The organism is Sphingomonas crocodyli, assembly GCF_004005865.1.
Lineage (GTDB): Bacteria > Pseudomonadota > Alphaproteobacteria > Sphingomonadales > Sphingomonadaceae > Rhizorhabdus > Rhizorhabdus crocodyli.
Genome location: NZ_SACN01000005.1, coordinates 18,713 through 38,995, shown reverse-complemented (window position 1 = coordinate 38,995; position 20,283 = coordinate 18,713). Strand labels below are relative to the sequence as shown.

Genomic DNA, 20,283 nt, shown 5'->3' with positions numbered 1-20,283 from the left:
AAACATCACACGGTTCGTCGGCGCTTTTAGGCTTTGGTCGAATTTCCCGCCCTTCCGTCAATTAAGAGGGAAGGGCGGGATACCGGGTCAATTCGACGCCATCTGCATGTGCGGGTTGAGCCGCGCGCTGAGCTTCGTGTCGCGACCATAAGGGTCGTCGAGATAGCGGATCGTGCCGCTCGCATCGGCCTGCGCGGTGAAATAGACGATATAGACCGGCATCGACTTCTGCAGCTGCAGCACCTTGGTCTTGGGCTGTGCCAGCGCCTCGTCGAGCTGGCCGGTACCGCCTTCCAGCGATGACGCCAGTTCGCTGATATTCTGCACGCGGATACAGCCGTGGCTCAGCGCGCGCTTGTCGCGCTCGAACGCGGATTTGGTCGGCGTGTCGTGCAGGTAGATCGCATAAGGATTGGGCATGTCGATCTTGATCTGGCCCAGCGCGTTGCGCGGGCCGGGCGGCTGGCGATAGCCGATGCTGCCGTCGGGGCGGCGATAGGCGGCGACGCCGCGGCCGATCTCGCCCTTGTCGATGATGCTCTGCGGCACCGTCCAGCTGGGATTGGCAACAACCGACGACGCGTGGAGCAGCAGCTGCGGCGTCGGCGTCTTGGGTGCGCCGACCACGACATTATAGGTCGCCGCCTCGCGCCCATCCTCCATCACCTGGAGCTGATAGGTCGGTACGTTGACGTAGATATAGCGATCGCCCAGGTCGCGCGGCATCCAGCGCCAGCGTTCCATGTTCGCGGCCAGCTGCGCGCGCGTCGCGCTGTCGGCCGGATCGGTCTCGGCATAAGCGGCCTTGAGCGCGCGATATTGGTGGTTATCGGGCAGCAGCTCCTTGAGCCACTTGTCGACCTTGCCCTTTTCGAGCGCTTCGTTGAGCCCGATCGTCAGCGCGTTCAGGTCCATTTGCGGCGCGATATGCCAATCGAACGCCGCCTTGTCGTCGATCCGCCCGTCGGCATAATCGTGCGCGAGGCGGATGGCGGCGCCATTGGCGAGCTGATCGAGCGCGTCGCCCTTCTGCCCGGTCGCGATCGCGCTGCGCAGCGCGTCGACCGAATAGTCGGCGGGGTCGAGCCCCTCGGCGGCCGACGCCTCGATCGCCTTGAGCAGATCCTTCGCGTCGCTCACCGACCAGCGGCCTTCGACGGCCGCAGGCTGCGCCATCTCGATCGCGTCGGGGGAGGGGCGAGCCTCGGCCTGCGCGGGGGCGTTGCCGCGCAGTACCGCGACCAGCGCGACGACGGGCAGGGCGGCGATAAGGCGGGTGGTGCGCATCTGGCGCTTGCGGCGCTCGGCCCACGCATTTGTGGGGGACGTCGCGGGCGATGCGCTATTTCGGAAAGCAACACGAAACATGGCGAACCTCCTGAACCGGTCCGCCGATAACGTGCATATGCGCCAACTGATCCAAATCAGTGCGCAAATATAGATGATGGCTGCTTAGGAACATTTTTGCGCCTGCGCAATTGAAAAGCAGCGCCGTCGAAAACTTTTCGCCGGCCGCTTCCGCGCGGCCGCTCCGCCGCTAAAAGGGGCCGCGCGATGGCGAGAGGATGTGCATGAGCGGCGACGCACCCCACGGTAGCAAGCTGACCCTCTATGCGGCGCTCAGCGCCAATCTCGGCATCGCTGTCGCGAAGTTCGTGGCGGCGTCGATCACCGGATCGTCGGCGATGCTGACCGAAGGTTTTCACTCGGTCGTCGACAGCCTTAACCAGATATTGCTGCTCTACGGGCAGAAAAGGTCGCTGCGCCCGCCCGACGATCTCCATCCGCTCGGCTATGGGCGCGAGCTTTATTTCTGGAGCTTCGTCGTCGCGATCCTGATCTTCGCGACGGGCGCGGGCCTGTCGATCTACGAAGGCGTGCTCCATATCCTGAAGCCGGAGCCGATCCGTTCGCCGGCGGTCAACTATGTGGTGCTCGCTTTCTCGATCCTGCTCGAAGGCGGAAGCTGGTGGATCGCGATGCGCGAGTTCGATCGCGCGCGGGGCGAACAGGGATGGTGGCAGGCGGTCGTCCGATCGAAGGACCCGCCCAGCTTTATCGTCTTGTTCGAGGATTCGGCTGCGATGTTCGGCCTCGTGGTCGCGGGGCTGGGCATCACCGCCAGTCTGGTGACGGGCGACGCGCGCTATGACGGTGTCGCATCGGTGGTGATCGGCATGGCGCTGGCTACGGTCGCTTTCGTGCTGGCGCGGGAGTCGAAGGATCTGCTGATCGGTGAGACGGCCGATCCGGATATGGTCGCGGCGGTCGCGCAGGCGATCGCCGGGCGCCCCGAAGTCACCGGCGTCAACGAGGTGACGACGATCCATATCGGCCCCGACAATATCTTCCTCGGCCTCTCGGTCGATTTCGAGGATCATGTGCCGGTCGGCCGGATCGAGGCGATGATCGCCGAGGCGGAGGCCGAACTGCGCGCCCGCTGGCCCGCGATCCGCGCGATCTACATAAAGCCGCAGGCCAGACCGGTGCCGAAGCCGAAGGGCTGACCCCGTCCAAGGGTTGACTTGGCGTCACGCCTGATGATCTGCTGTCCCCAACAAAAAGGGGATTTCATGCGCTTTCGCCTGCTGGCCGCCGTTGCGGCCTGTGCCTTTGCTATGCCGGCTTTCGCCGCGTCGTCCGTCGTTACCGCTGCCCATCTGTTCGACCCTGCCAGCGGCAAGACGCTCGACGCACCGATCGTGGTCATCACCGATGGCCGCGTGGTGGCATTGGCGACCGGCAACAATATGCGCATCGCGATCCCCGAAGGCGCGACGCGGATCGATCTGGGCGACGTGACGATCCTGCCCGGCCTGATCGACATGCACGTCCACGTCACCGGCGATCCGACGATCGACATGCAATCGGCGCTGGAACATAGCGACGCCTTTTGGATGACGGTGGGTGTCCACAACGTGCAGAAGATCCTGCAGGCGGGCTTCACCACGGTTCGCAACGTCGGCAGCGCCGACTTCGCCGATGTGGGCCTCAAGCAGGGGATCGACGACGGCTATATAACCGGCCCGCGCATCGTTCCTTCGGGCTATGCGATCGGCGCGACCGGCGGCCATTGCGACGGGACCGAAGGCCTGCCCGAAAGCTTTTCGAAGATCGACAATCCGGCGGTCGCCGACGGCGCCGAGGCTCTGCGCGCCAAGGTCCGCTGGATGCGCAAATATGGCGCGGAGGTGATCAAGTTCTGCGGCACCGGCGGCGTCCTTTCGCGCACCGATGCGGTCGGCGCGCAGCAATATACGCTCGACGAGATGAAGGCGCTGGTCGAGGCCGCGCACGCACTGGGCATGAAGGTCGCGGTTCACGCGCACGGAACCAGCGGCATCAACGATGCCCTGCGCGCGGGCGCGGACACGATCGAACATGCCAGCCTGGCCGATGCGGAGAGCTTCAAGTTGGCCAAGGCATCGGGCGCCTGGTTCTCGATGGATATATACGACGACGACTACATCCTGTCGGAAGGCGAGAAGAACGGCCTGTCCAAGGCGTCGCTCGACAAGGAGCGCGCGATCGGCCGCAAGCAGCGCGAGACCTTCCGCGATGCGTGGAAGGCGGGCGTGAAGATGGTGTTCGGCACCGACAATGCCGGGGTCTTCCCGGCGGGGCAGAATGCGCTCCAGTTCGCCAAGATGGTCGAATGGGGCATGACCCCGACCGAGGCGATCCGCGCCGCGACCAGCGAGGCAGCAAAGGCGCTCGGCAAGCCCGGCGACGTCGGTTCGCTCGAGCCTGGCCACTATGGCGATATCGTCGCGGTCGCGGGCGATCCGTCGAAGGACGTGCGCCTGCTCGAACATCCGGTCGCGGTGATCAAGGGCGGCGAGATCGTGAGCCACATTATGGCTGACACTGATTGACGCAGGCGGTCATCATCTTCACGAGCTGCGGCTCGGCGGGCGAGGCGGAACGCATCGCCGAGGCGCTTGTCGCCGAACGCCTGGCCGCGTGCGTGCAGATGCAGCCGGTGACGAGCATCTACCGCTGGCACGGCGCGGTCGAACGCGCGGCGGAGGTGCTGCTCCACATCAAGACCCGCTCGGGCTTGGCGCCGGCAGTCGAGGCGCGCATCCGCGCTCTCCACAGCTATGAAGTGCCCGAGGTCGTTGTCGTGCCGGTCAGCACCGGATCGGCCGACTATCTCGGCTGGATCCGGGACGAAACCGACTGATCTAGAACGGCCCGTGCGGATAAACGCGGGTGTCGATGATCGCCTGCAGCGTCGCGATCCGTCGGGTGTAGAGCCGGCCGAGGCATGCTCGGTCCGTGGTGCAGGCCTTGCGCGCGGTAAGGAAAGCCCGCTGTTCGTCGTGCAGATGATCGCGTCCGCCCATCGGCACGAAGCGCAGGTCGAGCGCGTAGAGCGTTGCCATCTTCACGTCGGCGTCGTTGAGCGCACGGCTGGCGCAGACCGCCTTTTCATCGGGCGAGCGTGCGCGGGCGCAATCGAAGCTCGCGGCCGATGCGGAGGTCGCGACGGCGGCGAGGGCGAGGAAGGAGAGGGGGCGTAACATCGTCTTAGAACGGCCCGGCCCGTATCCCCGTTCCGCCCGCGGGCGACTCGGTTGACCCGTCGCGACTCCTCACCTATAGGCGCGCCCTGCTCTGGGCCGGTTCGCCGTGTTCAGGGCTGAGCTTGAACATTGCTGATGCGTGGGAAGGTTCGGGAGATCGCAAGGTCGCCGGGGCTTTCGTGCATTTTCGTCGTTTCCGGCCATCGGCCTGATCGACGGGAGGCAAGTTGGGCATTGGTAAAGTAACACTCTGAAAGAGGTGAAGGGCTTCATGCCAACGATCAACCAGCTGATCCGCAAGGGTCGCGAACCGCAGAAGGCCAAGTCGAAGGTCCCTGCGATGGAAAAGAATCCGCAGAAGCGTGGTGTTTGCACCCGCGTCTACACGACGACCCCGAAGAAGCCGAACTCGGCGCTTCGTAAGGTGGCCAAGGTCCGTCTGACCAACAGCCGCGAAGTCATCAGCTACATCCCCGGCGAAGGCCACAACCTTCAGGAGCACTCGGTGGTCCTGATCCGCGGCGGCCGTGTGCGCGACCTTCCGGGCGTGCGCTATCACGTCCTTCGCGGCGTGCTCGATACGCAGGGTGTCAAGGATCGCAAGCAGAGCCGTTCGAAGTACGGCGCCAAGCGTCCTAAGTAAGAGGTAGTTTGAAATGGCTCGTCGTCGTCGTCCAGAAAAGCGTGAGATCCTGCCGGACCCCAAGTTCGGAGATGTCATCCTTTCCAAGTTCATGAACTCCGTCATGCTCGACGGGAAGAAGTCGATCGCCGAAGGCATCGTCTATTCCGCGCTCGAAACCGTCGAGACCCGCGCGAAGCGCGATCCGATCGGCGTGTTCCATGACGCTCTCAACAACATCCGTCCGGGCATCGAAGTCCGCAGCCGCCGCGTCGGCGGTGCGACCTACCAGGTCCCGGTCGAAGTCCGTCCTGACCGTTCGCAGGCGCTGGCGATCCGCTGGCTGATCTCGGCCGCGCGTGCGCGCAGCGAGACCACGATGTCGGCGCGTCTGTCGGGCGAACTGCTCGACGCCGCGAACAATCGCGGCAACGCGGTCAAGAAGCGCGAAGACACGCACCGCATGGCGGAAGCGAACCGCGCCTTCTCGCACTACCGCTGGTAAAAGCAGACTGATCGGCTCCGTCGGCAACGACGGGGCCGGTAAGTCTTTTACCGGTAACAAACCGTCCTATATCGTGGGGTGTCGGATCGTCCGGCTCTCCATAACCGCAAGGAAGCAATCATGGCCCGCAGCCATCCGCTCGAGCGTTATCGCAATATCGGCATCATGGCGCACATCGACGCCGGCAAGACGACGACGACCGAGCGTATCCTCTATTACACCGGCAAGTCCTACAAGATCGGCGAAGTGCATGAAGGCACCGCGACGATGGACTGGATGGAGCAGGAGCAGGAGCGCGGGATCACGATCACGTCGGCTGCCACCACCTGCAAGTGGAAGGCCGAGGACGGCAAGGGCCCCGAGCACCTGATCAACATCATCGACACCCCCGGCCACGTCGACTTCACGATCGAAGTCGAGCGTTCGCTGCGCGTGCTCGACGGTGCGGTTGCGTGCTTCGACGGCGTTGCGGGCGTTGAGCCGCAGTCGGAAACCGTGTGGCGTCAGGCCGACAAGTACGGCGTGCCGCGCATGTGCTTCGTCAACAAGCTCGATCGCACCGGCGCTGACTTCTACTACTGCGTCAACTCGATCATCGATCGCCTCGGCGCGAAGCCGGCCGTGCTGTATCTCCCGATCGGCATCGAAGGCGGCTTCAAGGGCCTGGTCGATCTGGTCGAGAACCGCGCGATCATCTGGCTCGAAGAGAGCCTGGGCGCGAAGTTCGAATATCAGGACATCCCCGATGACCTGAAGGAAAAGGCCGCCAAGTATCGCAGCGAGCTGATCGAGATGGCCGTCGAACTCGACGACGATCTCATGGAAGCCTATCTCGAGGGCAACGAGCCGAGCACGGCCGACCTCAAGAAGCTGATCCGCAAGGGTACGCTGACGATGGCGTTCGTTCCGATCGTCTGCGGTTCGGCCTTCAAGAACAAGGGCGTTCAGCCGCTGCTCGACGCCGTTGTCGATTATCTGCCGAGCCCGCTCGACGTTCCCGCCATCAAGGGCATCCTGCCGAACGGCGACGAGGCCGATCGTCCGTCGTCGGACGAGGCGCCCTTCTCGGCGCTGGCGTTCAAGATCATGAACGATCCGTTCGTCGGCACGCTCACCTTCGCGCGCATCTATTCGGGCAAGCTCGAAACCGCGTCGCAGGTCCTGAACTCGGTGAAGGACAAGAAGGAAAAGGTCGGTCGTATGCTGCTGATGCATGCGAACGAGCGTGAAGACATCCAGATCGCTTATGCGGGCGACATCGTCGCTCTGGCGGGCCTGAAGGACACGACGACCGGCGACACGCTGTGCGCGTCGAACGCCCCGATCATCCTGGAGCGCATGGAGTTCCCCGAGCCCGTTATCGAGCTTTCGGTGGAGCCGAAGACCAAGGCCGACCAGGAAAAGATGGGCGTCGCGCTCAACCGTCTCGCTCGCGAAGACCCGTCGTTCCGCGTGGCTTCGGACAGCGAGAGCGGCCAGACGATCATCAAGGGGATGGGCGAACTCCACCTCGAAATCATCGTCGATCGCATGAAGCGCGAGTTCAAGGTCGAAGCGAATGTCGGCGCGCCGCAGGTGGCGTATCGCGAATATCTCGCGAAGCCGGTGGACATCGACTACACCCACAAGAAGCAGTCGGGCGGCACCGGTCAGTTCGGTCGCGTCAAGCTGAAGCTTACCCCGGGTGAGCGCGGTTCGGGCATCATCTTCAAGGATGAGGTCAAGGGCGGTAACATTCCGAAGGAATATATCCCCGCGATCGAAAAGGGCATGCGCGAGACGGCGGCTTCGGGCGCGCTGGTCGGCTTCCCGATCATCGATTTCGAGATCAACCTGTACGACGGCGCGTATCACGACGTCGACTCGTCGGCTCTCGCATTCGAAATCACGGGCCGTGCGGCGATGCGCGAAGGCGCTCAGAAGTCGGGCATCAAGCTGCTCGAGCCGGTGATGAAGGTCGAGGTGGTCACGCCTGAGGATTATCTCGGCGACGTGATCGGCGACATGAACAGCCGTCGTGGGCAGATCCAGGGCACCGACACGCGGGGCAATGCCCAGGTGGTCGAGGCGATGGTCCCGCTCGCGAACATGTTCGGCTACGTCAACCAGCTGCGTTCGTTCACGCAGGGGCGTGCGCAGTACTCGATGCAGTTCTCGCATTATGACGAAGTGCCGCCGAACGTGGCCGACGAGGTCAAGGCAAAGCTGGCATAATCACAAAATTGTAGTTATGGGCGCGTCCGCATCCGGCGGACCGTCCGGGAAACGATTCGCGAAAGAAGGTAGGAAAAATGGCGAAAGCTAAGTTTGAGCGGACGAAGCCGCACTGCAACATCGGCACCATCGGCCACGTCGACCACGGCAAGACGTCGCTCACCGCCGCCATCACGAAGGTTCTGGCCGAGACCGGCGGCGCGACGTTCGTCGACTACGCCAACATCGACAAGGCTCCGGAAGAGCGCGAGCGCGGCATCACCATCTCGACCGCGCACGTCGAGTATGAGACCGAGAAGCGCCACTATGCGCACGTCGACTGCCCCGGCCACGCCGACTATGTGAAGAACATGATCACCGGCGCCGCGCAGATGGACGGCGGCATCCTGGTCGTGTCGGCCACCGACGGCCCGATGCCGCAGACCCGCGAGCACATCCTCCTCGCCCGTCAGGTCGGCGTGCCGGCTCTGGTCGTGTTCATGAACAAGGTCGACCTCGTCGACGACGCCGAGATCCTCGAGCTCGTCGAACTGGAAATCCGCGAGCTGCTGTCGTCGTACGACTTCCCGGGCGATGACATCCCCGTCATCCAGGGTTCGGCCGTGAAGGCTCTCGACGGTTCGAACGACGAGATCGGCAAGAACGCCGTTCTCAAGCTGATGGCCGCTGTGGACGAATATATCCCGCAGCCGGAGCGTCCGCTCGATCGTCCGTTCCTGATGCCGATCGAAGACGTGTTCTCGATCTCGGGTCGCGGCACCGTCGTCACCGGCCGTGTCGAAACCGGCATCGTGAAGGTTGGTGAGGAAGTCGAGATCGTCGGCCTCAAGGACACCCGCAAGACCACCGTCACGGGCGTTGAAATGTTCCGCAAGCTGCTCGACTCGGGTCAGGCTGGCGACAACATCGGCGCGCTGATCCGCGGCGTCGGCCGTGAAGAAGTCGAGCGTGGTCAGGTTCTCTGCAAGCCGGGTTCGATCAAGCCGCACACCGACTTCTCGTCGGAAGTGTACGTCCTGTCGAAGGAAGAGGGTGGCCGTCATACGCCGTTCTTTGCGAACTATCGTCCGCAGTTCTACTTCCGCACCACGGACGTCACCGGCACCGTCGAGCTGCCCGAGGGCACCGAGATGGTCATGCCCGGCGACAACGTGAAGCTCGGCGTCAAGCTGATCGCTCCGATCGCGATGGAAGAAGGTCTCCGCTTCTCGATCCGTGAAGGCGGCCGCACCGTCGGCGCCGGGGTTGTCAGCGCGATCTCGAAGTAATATAGGCGCAAGCCTTACGAGCCGGCCGGCTCCCTCGGGAGTCGGCCGGTTTGCTATTTATGTAAGGGGTGGTCATCCACCCGCGGCTCTTTGAATCGGTAGGACCATGGAAACGCAGAACATCCGCATTCGCCTGAAGGCGTTCGATCACCGTGTGCTCGATCAGGCGACCGGCGACATCGCCGACACCGCGCGCCGCACCGGCGCTCTCATCCGTGGCCCTATTCCGCTGCCGACGCGCATCGAGAAGTTCACGGTCAACCGTGGCCCTCACATCGACAAGAAGTCGCGCGAGCAGTTCGAGGTGCGCACCTATAAGCGCCTGCTGGACATCGTTCAGCCCACCCCGCAGACCGTCGACGCTCTCATGAAGCTCGATCTCGCAGCAGGTGTTGATGTCGAGATCAAACTGGCGTAAAGCGCCGGCTCCCGCAGGGTCGAATCGACTTTGCGGGGTTATTTGCCTCTCCTGATGGATTGAGGCCGATAGCGAAAAGACAGGGATACCGACCGGCAACTGCCGGTGTCCGAGTCCCCGCCTTCGCATCCCGGATCATCCGGTATGTGGAAACCGAGCCCGGGCGGGGGCTGTCTGATTATGGGCTGGAGGCTTCGGTTAACCGGAGCCTTTTTCGTTGGCACGCTCGCCGCTAACGCGAGCCTCTGTTTGGGAAGGAGCAGATCATGCGCACAGGCGTGATCGCGAAGAAGATGGGTATGACCCGCCTGTTTCAGGACGATGGCCGGCACGTGCCGGTGACCGTTCTGCAGCTGGACAACGTGCAGGTGGTGGCTCGCAAGGAAGCGGACAGCGACGGTTATGTCGCGGTTCAGCTCGGCGCCGGCACCGCCAAGGCGAAGAATGTCGCCAAGCCGCAGCGCGGCCACTTCGGCAAGGCCGAAGTCGAGCCCAAGGCTGTCCTGGTCGAGTTCCGCGTGACCGAGGATAACCTCCTCGACGTCGGCGCCGAACTGTCGGCCGAGCATTTCGTCGCCGGCCAGCTGGTCGACGTTTCGGGCCACACGCAGGGCAAGGGCTTTGCGGGCGGTATGAAGCGTTGGGGCTTCGGCGGTCTGCGCGCGACCCACGGCGTCTCGGTCTCGCACCGTTCGCTCGGTTCGACCGGTAACCGTCAGGATCCGGGCCGCGTGTTCAAGAACAAGAAGATGGCCGGCCACATGGGCGACCGTCAGCGCACCCAGCAGAGCCTCGAGATCGTCCAGACGGACGCCGAGCGTGGCCTGCTGTTCGTCAAGGGTTCGGTCCCCGGTTCGAAGGGCACGTGGCTGCTCGTCAAGGACTCGGTGAAGGTTCCGGCCCCCAAGGATGCGCCGTATCCGGCCGGCCTGAAGGCTGCCGCCAACAGCAACAACGTCGCTGACACGCCCGCCGAAGAGGCTGTGGCTCCGGAAGCGACCGAAGGCCGGGAGGGCTGATCATGAAGGTCAAGGTTCAGACCCTCGACGCCAAGGCGTCGGGCGACATCGAGCTCAACGACGAGATCTTCGCCGTCGAGCCGCGCGCCGACATCCTGCATCGCGTCGTCACCTGGCAGCTCGAAAAGCGTCGCGGCACCGCCCGCGGTGCGCGTGAGCGTTCGGACGTTGCCCGCACCGGCAAGAAGTTCGGCAACCAGAAGGGCGGCGGTACGGCTCGTCACGGCGATCGCCGCGCCCCGAACTTCATCGGCGGTGGTAAGGCTCATGGTCCTCGCGTCCGTGACTTCAATCCGTCGCTGAACAAGAAGGTTCGCGCGCTCGGCCTGAAGATGGCGCTTTCGTCGAAGGCGAAGGACGGCAAGCTGGTCGTGCTCGACACGCTGGCGATGGCCGATGCCAAGACCAAGATCCTGGTCGGCCAGATCGGCAAGCTGGGCTTCGGCAACACCACGCTCGTCATCGATGGCGACATGGTCGACAACGGTTTCGCGCTGGCGTCTTCGAACATTCCGAAGCTCAACGTGCTGCCGGCGATCGGTGCCAACGTCTATGACATTCTGAAGCATGAGACTCTGGTGCTGACCCGCGCCGCGGTCGAGAAGCTGGAGGCGCGCTTCAATGGCTAAGAAGCAGGAAGCCGTGGTGGACATCCGCCACTATGACGTGGTGCTCAAGCCCCACATCACCGAGAAGACGACGCTGCTCTCCGAGCATAATGCGATCGTGTTCCAGGTCGCTGGCTCGGCTACCAAGCCCGAGATCAAGGCGGCTGTCGAGGCTCTGTGGGGCGTGACCGTCAAGGGCGTCAACACGATCGTCTCGAAGGGCAAGACCAAGCGCTGGAAGGGCGAAGCCTACAAGCGCTCGGACGTGAAGAAGGCGATCGTGACGCTGGCCGAAGGTCAGTCGATCGACGTGACGGAAGGCGTGCGCTGAGATGGCACTCAAGCATTATAACCCGACGAGCCCGGCCCGCCGTGGCCTGATCCTCGTCGACAAGTCGGGCCTGTTCAAGGGGCGCCCCGTCAAGGCGCTGACCGAAGGCAAGACGAAGTCGGGCGGCCGCAACAACCAGGGCCACGCGACTGCGCGCGGCATCGCGGGCGGCCACAAGCAGAAGTATCGCATCGTCGACTTCAAGCGCCGCAAGTGGGATCAGCCCGCGACGGTCGAGCGTCTTGAGTACGATCCCAACCGCTCGGGCTTCATCGCGCTGGTGAAGTATGAGGACGGCGAACTCGCCTACATCCTCGCACCGCAGCGTCTGGCGGTCGGCGACACGGTCATTGCGGCCAAGAAGACCGACACCAAGCCGGGCAACGCGATGGAAATCGGCCAGGCTCCGGTCGGCACGATCGTCCACAACGTCGAAATGAAGCCCGGCAAGGGCGGTCAGATCGCACGTGCGGCGGGCACCTATGTGCAGATCGTCGGTCGCGACAAGGGTATGGTGATGGTTCGCCTGAACTCGGGCGAGCAGCGCTATATCCGTTCGGATTGCATGTGCACGGTCGGCGCGGTTTCGAACCCGGACAACGCCAACCAGAACCTGGCGAAGGCCGGCCGCAATCGCTGGCTCGGCAAGCGTCCGCTGACCCGCGGCGTCGCCAAGAACCCGGTCGACCACCCGCACGGCGGTGGTGAAGGCCGCACCTCGGGCGGCCGTCATCCGGTCACCCCGTGGGGCAAGCCGACGAAGGGTGCGCGCACGCGTTCCAACAAGTCGACCGACAAGTTCATCATTCGCTCGCGTCACGCGAAGAAGAAGAGGTAATCATGGCCCGTTCCGTCTGGAAAGGTCCGTTCGTCGATCTGCACCTTCTTCGGAAGGCGGAAGGCGCTCAGGACAGTGGCGCGCGCGCTCCGATCAAGACCTGGTCGCGCCGTTCCACCATTCTCCCGCAGTTCGTTGGACTCACGTTCAACGTCTACAACGGCCGCAAGTTCGTGCCGGTGTCGGTCAACGAGGACATGGTCGGTCACAAGCTGGGTGAGTTCGCGCCGACGCGCTACTTCCCCGGCCACGCCGCCGACAAGAAGGGTAAGCGCTGATGTCGAAGCCCGCAGCTCCGCGCCGGGTCGATGAGAAGGAGGCCCTTGCGGTCGCCACCACCGTCCGCGGCAGCGCGCAGAAGCTCAATCTTGTTGCGGGCCTGATCCGCGGCAAGAAGGCCGGCGACGCGCTCAACATCCTCACCTTCTCGAAGAAGGCGATGGCGGTCGACGTCCGCAAGGTGCTCGCGAGCGCCATTGCGAACGCCGAGAACAACCACAACCTCGACGTCGACGCGCTCGTGGTGAAGGAAGCTTCGGTCGGCAAGTCGATCGTCATGAAGCGTTTCGCCACCCGCGGTCGCGGCAAGTCGACCCGCATCATCAAGCCGTTCTCGCGCATCCGCGTGGTCGTGCGTGAGCAGGAAGAGGCCGAATAATATGGGTCAGAAGTCCAACCCGATCGGTATGCGGTTGCAGATCAACCGCACCTGGGACAGCCGCTGGTACGCCGACGGCGCCGACTACGGCCGCCTGCTGCTTGAGGATCTGAAGATCCGCAAGCACATCATGAAGGCGATCCCGCAGGCCGCGATCTCGAAGGTCGTGATCGAGCGTCCGGCCAAGCTGTGCCGCATCTCGATCTATGCCGCCCGTCCCGGTGTCATCATCGGCAAGAAGGGCGCGGACATCGAAAAGCTGCGCCGTGCGCTCGGCAAGATGACCTCGTCGGAGGTGAGCCTCAACATCGTCGAAATCCGCAAGCCGGAAATCGACTCGAAGCTCGTCGCCCAGGGTGTCGCCGATCAGCTCGAGCGTCGTATCGCCTTCCGCCGCGCCATGAAGCGTGCGGTGCAGTCGGCGCTGCGTCTCGGTGCCGAAGGTATCCGCATCACCTGCGCCGGCCGTCTGGGCGGCGCGGAAATCGCCCGCACCGAGTGGTATCGCGAAGGTCGCGTGCCGCTGCACACGCTGCGCGCGAACGTCGACTATGCCGAAGCCGAAGCTCACACCGCCTATGGCGTGTGCGGCATCAAGGTCTGGATCTTCAAGGGTGAGATCCTGGGCCATGATCCGATGGCTCAGGACCGGCTGATGATGGAAGCTCAGACGTCGGGGGTCCGGCCGGCGCGATAAGGGGTTTCCCCTTGTCAGCGTCGCCTGATCGACCGGACATCGGTGTCAGAAGGCGATAGATAATGCTGCAACCAAAGCGCACAAAATTCCGTAAGGCCCACAAGGGCCGCATTCATGGCAACGCGCCCGGCGGCGCGACGCTGAACTTCGGCGCGTTCGGCCTCAAGGCTCTCGAGCCGGAGCGGATCACCGCCCGCCAGATCGAAGCGGCCCGCCGCGCGATCACGCGTCACATCAAGCGCCAGGGGCGTTTGTGGATCCGCGTGTTCCCGGACGTTCCGGTTTCGTCGAAGCCCGCCGAAGTCCGCATGGGCTCGGGTAAGGGTTCGCCGGAATTCTGGGCGGCCCGCGTCAAGCCCGGCCGTATCCTGTTCGAGCTCGACGGTGTTCCCGGCCCGCTCGCCCGCGTCGCTTTCGAGCGCGCGATGGAAAAGCTGCCGATCAAGACCAAGGTCGTCGCTCGCTTCGGCGAGTCGATTTACGAGGAAGCGTAAGATGGCGAAGATTGCCGATCTCACCGGTCTCACCGACGACCAGCTCTCGCAGGAGCTGGGCAACCTGAAGCGTGAGCAGTTCAACCTGCGCTTCCAGGCGGCGACCAGCCAGCTCGAGAAGCCGAGCCGTGTGCGCGAAGTTCGCCGCACGATCGCGCAGATCAAGACCCTGCAGACGCAGCGCACCGCTGCGGCTGCGAAGTAAGGAGCCCAACCATGCCGAAGCGCGTGCTGACCGGAGTGGTTGTCTCCGAGAAGACCGACAAGACCGTGGTGGTCAAGGTGGAGCGTCGTGTGAAGCACGGCCTCTACGGCAAGATCATCAAGCGGTCGAAGAAGTATCACGCCCACGACGAAGCGAATGAGTTTCACGAGGGCGAGACGGTGCGGATCGAAGAGACCGCCCCGATTTCGAAGCTCAAGACGTGGAAGGTGATCGAGCGGGTTGATACCCACGCGACGCCGAACCACGCCTGATTAACGGAAGGGTCTGACACATGATCCAGATGCAGACGAACCTCGACGTTGCTGACAACAGCGGCGCAAAGAGGGTGCAGTGCATCAAGGTGCTGGGCGGGTCGAAGCGCCGTTTCGCGACCGTGGGCGACATCATCGTCGTCTCGATCAAGGAAGCGGCTCCGCGCGGCAAGGTGAAGAAGGGTGACGTGCATCGCGCCGTCATCGTCCGCACTGCCAAGGACATCCATCGCGCCGACGGATCGACGATCCGTTTCGACGGCAACGCCGCGGTTCTGATCAACAAGAACTCGGGCGAGCCGATCGGCACGCGCATCTTCGGTCCGGTGGTTCGCGAGCTCCGCGCCAAGAACCACATGAAGATCATTTCGCTCGCCCCCGAGGTGCTGTGATGAGCGCGCTGAAGATCAAGAAGGGCGACAAGGTCGTCGTCCTGTCGGGTAAGGACAAGGGCAAGACCGGTGAGGTCACCAAGTCGTTCCCGAAGGAAGCCAAGGTGATCGTGTCGGGCATCAACGTCTCGACCCGTCACCGCAAGCCGAGCCAGGCCAACCCGCAGGGCGGGCTGGAGCGCGTCGAGGCGCCGCTGCACGTTTCGAAGGTCGCGATCGCGACTGCCGACGGCAAGCCGACCCGCGTCCGCTTCGAGGTCAAGGACGGCAAGAAGGTCCGCGTGGCCGTCAAGACCGGGGAGACGATCAATGGCTGATGCCTACACTCCGCGCTTCCGCAAGCTCTATGACGAGAAGATCGTCAAGGCGATGACGGAAAAGTTCGGCTACACGAACCCGATGCAGGTCCCGAAGATCACCAAGATCGTCCTCAACATGGGCGTTGGTGAAGCGACGCAGGACAAGAAGCGGGTCGAGCAGGCCGCGAACGAGATGACGCTGATCGCCGGCCAGAAGTCGGTGATCACCAAGGCGAAGAAGTCGATCGCGCAGTTCAAGCTGCGTGAAGGCATGCCGATCGGCGCGAAGGTCACCCTTCGTCGTGAGCGCATGTACGAATTCCTCGATCGCTTCGTCACGATCGCGCTCCCGCGCGTCCGCGACTTCCGCGGCCTTTCGGACAAGTCGTTCGACGGCCGTGGCAATTATGCGACCGGCCTCAAGGAACAGCTGATCTTCCCGGAAATCAGCTACGACAAGGTCGACAAGATCCGCGGCATGGACGTGATCATCGCGACCTCGGCGAACACGGATGAAGAAGCGCGCGAACTGCTGCGCCTCTTCGGCTTCCCGTTCCCGACCAACCAGGACCAGAAGCAGGCCGCGTAAGCGGTCTGCTGGATAAGGAAGAACTTAAGTCATGGCGAAACTGAGTTCGATCAACAAGAACGAGAAGCGCAAGAAGATGGTCGCGGCTTACGCGCCCAAATATGCGAAGCTCAAGGCGATCGCGAACGACAAGAACGCGGACGAGACCGAGCGTCTGATCGCTCGCCTCAAGATGGCCGAGCTGCCGCGTAATGCGAACCCGACCCGCGTGCGTAACCGTTGCGAAGTGACGGGCCGTCCCCGCGCTTATTACCGCAAGTTCCGGCTGTGCCGTGTTCAGCTGCGCGATCTGGCCAACAAGGGCCTGATCCCCGGCGTCACCAAGTCGAGCTGGTAAGGAAAAGAACAGATGGCTCTGACCGATCCTTTGGGTGATCTGCTCACCCGCATCCGCAACGGGCAGCGCGCCCGCAAGGACAGCGTGGTTTCCCCCGCGTCCAAGCTGCGCGCCCGCGTGCTCGACGTTCTCCAGCGTGAAGGCTACATCCGTGGCTACAGCGCAGAGACTGTCGCCGGCCATGACGGCCTGCGCATCGAGCTGAAATATTTCGAGGGCCAGCCGGCGATCCAGCATGTCGCCCGCGTCTCGAAGCCCGGCCGCCGCATCTATTCGGGCTCCAAGGAGCTTCCGCGCGTGCGCAACGGCCTCGGCATCACCATCGTCTCGACGCCTAAGGGTGTTCTGTCCGACGCGGAAGCGCGTGAGCAGAATGTCGGCGGCGAGGTTCTCGCGGAGGTCTTCTGATGAGCCGCATTGGTAAGCGCCCTGTTCCGGTTCCGGCCGGCGTCACCGCCTCGATCGAAGGCAAGACGCTTTCGGTCAAGGGGCCGAAGGGCACGCTCAGCATGGGTCTGGCTGATGAAGTCACCTATGCGCTCGAAGATGGCAGCATCTCGGTGCAGCCGGCCAACGAGACGAAGCGTTCGCGCTCGTTCTGGGGCATGCAGCGCACGCTGGTCCAGAACCTGATCACGGGTGTGACCGAGGGTTATTCGAAGACCCTCCAGATCACCGGCGTCGGCTATCGCGCCAACGTCCAGGGCAAGAATCTGAAGCTGCAGCTCGGCTACAGCCACGACGTCGACTTCGCGATCCCCGAAGGGATCACGATCGCGACGCCGGATCAGACGACCGTCCAGATCACGGGCATCGACAAGCAGCAGGTCGGCCAGGTGGCCGCGGAAATCCGCCGTTGGCGCAAGCCGGAGCCCTATAAGGGCAAGGGCATCAAGTACCAGGGCGAGTTCATCTTCCGTAAGGAAGGGAAGAAGAAGTAATGGCCAAGGGTCTCTCTCTCTTCGAACGCCGCCGTCGGCGCGTTCGCACCGCGCTCCGCGCTCGTGGTGGCATGCGTCCGCGCCTGTCGATCCATCGCTCGGGCCGCCACATCTACGCCCAGGTGATCGACGACGCGCAGGGCCGTACCCTCGCGGCCGCTTCGACGCTCGACAAGGATCTGCGCGAAGCGACCGGCGCCACCACCGAAGCGGCTGCTTCGGTTGGCAAGGCGGTTGCCGAGCGCGCCAAGGCGGCGGGCGTCACCCAGGTGGTGTTCGATCGCGGCGGTTTCCTGTTCCACGGTCGCGTCAAGGCGCTGGCCGATGCGGCCCGCGAAGGCGGATTGGAGTTCTAAATGGCTGACGAAACCGAAATCCAGACCGGCGCGCCGGTCGAAGCCGGGGCCGAAGGCCAGGGCGAGCGCCGTGGCGCACGTGGCGGCCGTGGCCGTGGCGGCAACAACGATCGTGGCGGCCGTGGCCGTGACGGCAATCGTGGCCGTCGCGACGACCGCAACAAGAATGCGGAAGAGCAGGGCGAGGAGCTGATCGAGAAGCTCGTCCACATCAACCGCGTCTCGAAGACCGTGAAGGGCGGTAAGCGCTTCGGCTTCGCCGCGCTCGTCGTGGTCGGCGATGGCAAGGGCCGCTCGGGCTTCGGCCACGGCAAGGCTCGCGAAGTGCCGGAAGCCATCTCGAAGGCGACCGCCGCTGCGAAGAAGGCGATGATCCGCGTTCCGCTGAAGGAGGGCCGCACCCTCCATCACGACGGCAAGGGTCATTTCGGCGCCGGCCGCGTCAGCGTCCGCACCGCGCCTCCGGGCACCGGCATCATCGCCGGCGGTCCGATGCGCGCTATCTTCGAAAGCCTGGGTGTTCACGACGTGGTGACCAAGTCGGTCGGCACCTCGAACCCCTACAACATGATCCGTGCGACCTTCGAGGCGCTCAAGGATCAGACTTCGCCGAAGTCGGTGTCGCAGCGCCGTGGCAAGAAGATCGCCGACCTGCTGGGTCGTGGCGGTGCTTCGGGCCAGGTTGCCGAGGCCGAAGCGGCCGCGATCGCGGAGTAATCGAACATGGCTACCGTCAAGGTCACCCAGATCGGTTCGCCGATCCGCCGCACCCCCGATCAGCGCGCGACGCTGATCGGCCTCGGCCTCAACAAGATGCACCGCACCCGCGAGCTTCAGGACACCCCCGAAGTCCGCGGCATGATCAAGAAGGTGCAGCACATGGTGAAGGTCGAGGACTGATCCTCGATCTTGCCTGACGCCGACATCGTCGGCGTCGATGCAACAGTTCAGGCCCGCTTGCGGTGACGCAGGCGGGCCTTTGCTTTTGGTGCTCCCGCGCAGATTGGTCGGCTTCGGACCAGTATCCCGCGCCGGGCGGAGTAATTCCCGAAAATCTGCGTAATTGATTCGCGTCGTTCGCCTGGGGGGACGACATGACGCGGATCGTGAGCATTGCGCTGGTCGCGGTGATCTTCATTCTGGCCACGGTGGCAAAGCTGCCGTCGATCGATGAAGGCGCGCCCAATCTCGAAGCGACCTATCACGTTCTTTTGACGGACAGGGCGCTCGCTGAAAGCCCGGCCTCCGAACATCATTTTCTGCCCACGATCACCCTGGGCAAGCCGCAGGACAAATATCTGCGCTGGGGCGGTACGCTGCCGATCGCGTCGGGCCATTACATCTACACCTCCTTCCCGATCGCGGGCTTCCTGGCGCCGCATGCCTATTTCCAACTGACCGGGCAGTCGCCGAGCCGGTGGGCGTTGTTCCAATTCACGATCCTGCTCCACGCCGCCGTAGTGATCGCGCTGCTGGTCCTGCTCGTGCACCTGCTGCGCGCGGTCGATGTACCGGAGGATCGCATATGGCCCGCTGCGGCGGCCGGCGCCCTGCTTCAGATCCTCGCCTGTGAGGCGATGCTCTCTTACGGGCCGATCTACTGGACCCAGCAGCTTTATCAGCTCGTCCTGATCCTCGGTCTCATCTGCCTGCTTGAAATCGTGCAGCGGGAAGCGCGCGGCTGCGCTGTGCCGCTTGGAGTGCTGGCGGGATTATGCTGCGTCGGCGCATGGTTCGAATGGACCAATGCGGTGTTCAGTGCGGGCATCGTGGTCTTCTTCGCGTGGAAGGCGCATCGCGCGCCATCCTATCGGCGGCCCGCGCTGTTTATCGCAGTTGCCGCCGCGCTCGGCATCACGCTGATGATCGCCCATTATGTCGCATACACCGGCCTGTTCGATACGCTCCGGGCGCTTGCCAAGCAGGGGGTGACGCGATCGGTGGTGCGTGCCAACCCGCTGAGGTTGGTGAGCGGCTATGCGACCTCCTACGGCCTGCTGCTGCCGATCGGTGCTGCGGCCGCCATGTTCGTCTGGCGGCGGCGCCATAGCCTCCCCGAACCGGCCCTTCGCGTCGGCGTGCCTATCCTGTTCCTGGCGGCCTTTCCGCTGCTCGAAAACCTCGTGGTGATCCAGCACGCGATCCGTTTCAGCTATGATCGGCTGAAGTTCATTCTGCCACTGGCGATCCTGCTTGCTTATGTGATGACGCTGCTGGGTCGGCGCATCTGGATCGCATGGGCGCTGCTCGCGGTGGCGTTCGCGCAAAATGTCTGGACCTATCAGCGGCTGCTCGATGCGCAGCGCGGTTGGGCGGCCGTCGACGCCGCAAACCGGCGCTTTGCCAATGCCGTTGGTGCGCGCGCGGAGCTGCCCTGCGCCATGATCGCGATGGCGGGCCCGGTGCGCGCCTATACGAATCTGTTGTTCGATCGCGGGATAAGCGAGCAGACCGATTTCGCCGCTTTTCGCCCGGTCGCAGAGCGGACTCCGGGCGGTGGCTGCGGTTTCGTTCACCTCAGCGCGGTCCGGTTCGGCCCGGATCTGCCGCGCTTCACGCGCGCGTATATCTGGCGTGATGGCCGCTGGAGCGAGGTCGTCGCACGCTAATCTGGCGATTCCGGCGTGACAAAGCCTGTATCAGCCGTTATGGGCCGCCGCTTCCAATAACGCGCGAACATAGCGAAAGCGA

General features: G+C 63.9%; 30 protein-coding genes. 28 read left to right on the top strand and 2 right to left on the bottom strand.

The window, feature by feature from the left end; translation table 11 throughout:
• Positions 1-87: 87 nt before the first annotated feature.
• Positions 88-1,368, bottom strand: coding sequence for a L,D-transpeptidase family protein (locus EOD43_RS21525; RefSeq protein ID WP_127746320.1), 1,281 nt, complete (start codon positions 1,366-1,368; stop codon positions 88-90).
• A 203-nt stretch (positions 1,369-1,571) separates the two neighbouring features.
• Between EOD43_RS21525 and EOD43_RS21520 the strand changes: the two genes are divergently transcribed.
• The 3 genes from EOD43_RS21520 to cutA all read left to right on the top strand — a co-directional run bounded on the left by EOD43_RS21520 (position 1,572) and on the right by cutA (position 4,186).
• Entirely contained in the window at positions 1,572-2,507 is a 936-nt protein-coding gene (locus EOD43_RS21520; protein WP_127746317.1) for a cation diffusion facilitator family transporter, read from the top strand.
• A 66-nt stretch (positions 2,508-2,573) separates the two neighbouring features.
• On the top strand, positions 2,574-3,875 hold the full coding sequence (locus EOD43_RS21515; RefSeq protein WP_127746314.1) for a Xaa-Pro dipeptidase: 1,302 nt from the start codon (positions 2,574-2,576) through the stop codon (positions 3,873-3,875).
• Complete coding sequence (cutA, locus tag EOD43_RS21510) at positions 3,872-4,186, top strand: divalent-cation tolerance protein CutA (protein ID WP_127746310.1); 315 nt, start codon at positions 3,872-3,874, stop codon at positions 4,184-4,186. The genes EOD43_RS21515 and cutA overlap by 4 nt, the downstream gene beginning before the upstream one ends.
• A gap of 1 nt (position 4,187) precedes the next feature.
• On the opposite strand, the gene EOD43_RS21505 is transcribed toward cutA, so the two are convergent.
• On the bottom strand, positions 4,188-4,529 hold the full coding sequence (locus EOD43_RS21505; RefSeq protein WP_127746307.1) for a lysozyme inhibitor LprI family protein: 342 nt from the start codon (positions 4,527-4,529) through the stop codon (positions 4,188-4,190).
• Positions 4,530-4,800: 271 nt separating this feature from the next.
• On the opposite strand from EOD43_RS21505, the gene rpsL reads away from it, so the two are divergent.
• The 25 genes from rpsL (at position 4,801) to EOD43_RS21380 (ending at position 20,201) form a co-directional block, all read left to right on the top strand.
• Positions 4,801-5,172 carry a 30S ribosomal protein S12 gene (gene rpsL / locus EOD43_RS21500; protein ID WP_011952201.1) on the top strand — a complete coding sequence of 124 codons (372 nt, stop codon included), beginning with the start codon at positions 4,801-4,803 and terminating at the stop codon, positions 5,170-5,172.
• A 13-nt stretch (positions 5,173-5,185) separates the two neighbouring features.
• Entirely contained in the window at positions 5,186-5,656 is a 471-nt protein-coding gene (gene rpsG, locus EOD43_RS21495; protein WP_127746304.1) for a 30S ribosomal protein S7, read from the top strand.
• Positions 5,657-5,776: 120 nt separating this feature from the next.
• Positions 5,777-7,870, top strand: coding sequence for an elongation factor G (gene fusA / locus EOD43_RS21490; RefSeq protein ID WP_127746301.1), 2,094 nt, complete (start codon positions 5,777-5,779; stop codon positions 7,868-7,870).
• Positions 7,871-7,947: 77 nt separating this feature from the next.
• Entirely contained in the window at positions 7,948-9,138 is a 1,191-nt protein-coding gene (tuf, locus tag EOD43_RS21485; RefSeq protein ID WP_127746298.1) for an elongation factor Tu, read from the top strand.
• 106 nt (positions 9,139-9,244) lie between these two features.
• Positions 9,245-9,556 (top strand): 30S ribosomal protein S10, encoded by a 312-nt coding sequence (rpsJ, locus tag EOD43_RS21480; RefSeq protein ID WP_011952197.1) that lies wholly within the window; start codon positions 9,245-9,247, stop codon positions 9,554-9,556.
• 266 nt (positions 9,557-9,822) lie between these two features.
• Positions 9,823-10,575, top strand: coding sequence for a 50S ribosomal protein L3 (gene rplC / locus EOD43_RS21475; RefSeq protein ID WP_127746295.1), 753 nt, complete (start codon positions 9,823-9,825; stop codon positions 10,573-10,575).
• Between the two features lie 2 nt (positions 10,576-10,577).
• Entirely contained in the window at positions 10,578-11,204 is a 627-nt protein-coding gene (rplD, locus tag EOD43_RS21470; protein ID WP_127746292.1) for a 50S ribosomal protein L4, read from the top strand.
• Positions 11,197-11,514, top strand: a complete 318-nt coding sequence (locus EOD43_RS21465) for a 50S ribosomal protein L23 (protein ID WP_127746290.1) — start codon at positions 11,197-11,199, stop codon at positions 11,512-11,514. The genes rplD and EOD43_RS21465 overlap by 8 nt, the downstream gene beginning before the upstream one ends.
• 1 nt (position 11,515) lies before the next feature.
• Positions 11,516-12,352, top strand: a complete 837-nt coding sequence (gene rplB / locus EOD43_RS21460) for a 50S ribosomal protein L2 (protein ID WP_127746287.1) — start codon at positions 11,516-11,518, stop codon at positions 12,350-12,352.
• 2 nt (positions 12,353-12,354) lie between these two features.
• A complete protein-coding gene (gene rpsS / locus EOD43_RS21455) occupies positions 12,355-12,630 on the top strand; it encodes a 30S ribosomal protein S19 (RefSeq protein ID WP_127746285.1) in 276 nt (91 codons plus the stop codon).
• Positions 12,630-13,010 (top strand): 50S ribosomal protein L22, encoded by a 381-nt coding sequence (gene rplV, locus EOD43_RS21450; protein WP_127746283.1) that lies wholly within the window; start codon positions 12,630-12,632, stop codon positions 13,008-13,010. Before rpsS ends, rplV begins: the two co-directional genes overlap by 1 nt.
• A 1-nt stretch (position 13,011) precedes the next feature.
• Entirely contained in the window at positions 13,012-13,707 is a 696-nt protein-coding gene (rpsC, locus tag EOD43_RS21445; RefSeq protein WP_127746280.1) for a 30S ribosomal protein S3, read from the top strand.
• Positions 13,708-13,769: 62 nt separating this feature from the next.
• A complete protein-coding gene (gene rplP, locus EOD43_RS21440) occupies positions 13,770-14,201 on the top strand; it encodes a 50S ribosomal protein L16 (RefSeq protein ID WP_127746278.1) in 432 nt (143 codons plus the stop codon).
• A gap of 1 nt (position 14,202) precedes the next feature.
• Complete coding sequence (rpmC, locus tag EOD43_RS21435) at positions 14,203-14,406, top strand: 50S ribosomal protein L29 (protein WP_127746275.1); 204 nt, start codon at positions 14,203-14,205, stop codon at positions 14,404-14,406.
• Positions 14,407-14,417: 11 nt separating this feature from the next.
• Positions 14,418-14,678: a 30S ribosomal protein S17 gene (gene rpsQ / locus EOD43_RS21430; protein ID WP_127746273.1), complete on the top strand. Its 261-nt coding sequence runs from the start codon at positions 14,418-14,420 to the stop codon at positions 14,676-14,678.
• A gap of 20 nt (positions 14,679-14,698) precedes the next feature.
• Positions 14,699-15,070: a 50S ribosomal protein L14 gene (rplN, locus tag EOD43_RS21425; protein WP_127746271.1), complete on the top strand. Its 372-nt coding sequence runs from the start codon at positions 14,699-14,701 to the stop codon at positions 15,068-15,070.
• Positions 15,070-15,387, top strand: coding sequence for a 50S ribosomal protein L24 (gene rplX, locus EOD43_RS21420; RefSeq protein ID WP_127746268.1), 318 nt, complete (start codon positions 15,070-15,072; stop codon positions 15,385-15,387). The genes rplN and rplX overlap by 1 nt, the downstream gene beginning before the upstream one ends.
• Positions 15,380-15,958 (top strand): 50S ribosomal protein L5, encoded by a 579-nt coding sequence (gene rplE / locus EOD43_RS21415; RefSeq protein WP_127746265.1) that lies wholly within the window; start codon positions 15,380-15,382, stop codon positions 15,956-15,958. Before rplX ends, rplE begins: the two co-directional genes overlap by 8 nt.
• 31 nt (positions 15,959-15,989) lie before the next feature.
• Positions 15,990-16,295, top strand: coding sequence for a 30S ribosomal protein S14 (rpsN, locus tag EOD43_RS21410; protein WP_127746263.1), 306 nt, complete (start codon positions 15,990-15,992; stop codon positions 16,293-16,295).
• Positions 16,296-16,307: 12 nt separating this feature from the next.
• Entirely contained in the window at positions 16,308-16,703 is a 396-nt protein-coding gene (gene rpsH, locus EOD43_RS21405; protein WP_127746260.1) for a 30S ribosomal protein S8, read from the top strand.
• Positions 16,703-17,236, top strand: a complete 534-nt coding sequence (rplF, locus tag EOD43_RS21400) for a 50S ribosomal protein L6 (RefSeq protein WP_127746257.1) — start codon at positions 16,703-16,705, stop codon at positions 17,234-17,236. The genes rpsH and rplF overlap by 1 nt, the downstream gene beginning before the upstream one ends.
• The gene (gene rplR / locus EOD43_RS21395; RefSeq protein ID WP_127746255.1) at positions 17,236-17,592 is read left to right on the top strand and encodes a 50S ribosomal protein L18; all 357 of its coding nucleotides are present in this window, start codon (positions 17,236-17,238) and stop codon (positions 17,590-17,592) included. The genes rplF and rplR overlap by 1 nt, the downstream gene beginning before the upstream one ends.
• Positions 17,593-18,309, top strand: coding sequence for a 30S ribosomal protein S5 (rpsE, locus tag EOD43_RS21390; RefSeq protein ID WP_127746253.1), 717 nt, complete (start codon positions 17,593-17,595; stop codon positions 18,307-18,309). It begins immediately after the preceding gene.
• A gap of 6 nt (positions 18,310-18,315) precedes the next feature.
• A complete protein-coding gene (gene rpmD, locus EOD43_RS21385) occupies positions 18,316-18,492 on the top strand; it encodes a 50S ribosomal protein L30 (protein WP_127746249.1) in 177 nt (58 codons plus the stop codon).
• Between the two features lie 194 nt (positions 18,493-18,686).
• Entirely contained in the window at positions 18,687-20,201 is a 1,515-nt protein-coding gene (locus EOD43_RS21380; RefSeq protein ID WP_127746247.1) for a hypothetical protein, read from the top strand.
• The last annotated feature ends 82 nt before the right edge of the window (positions 20,202-20,283 follow it).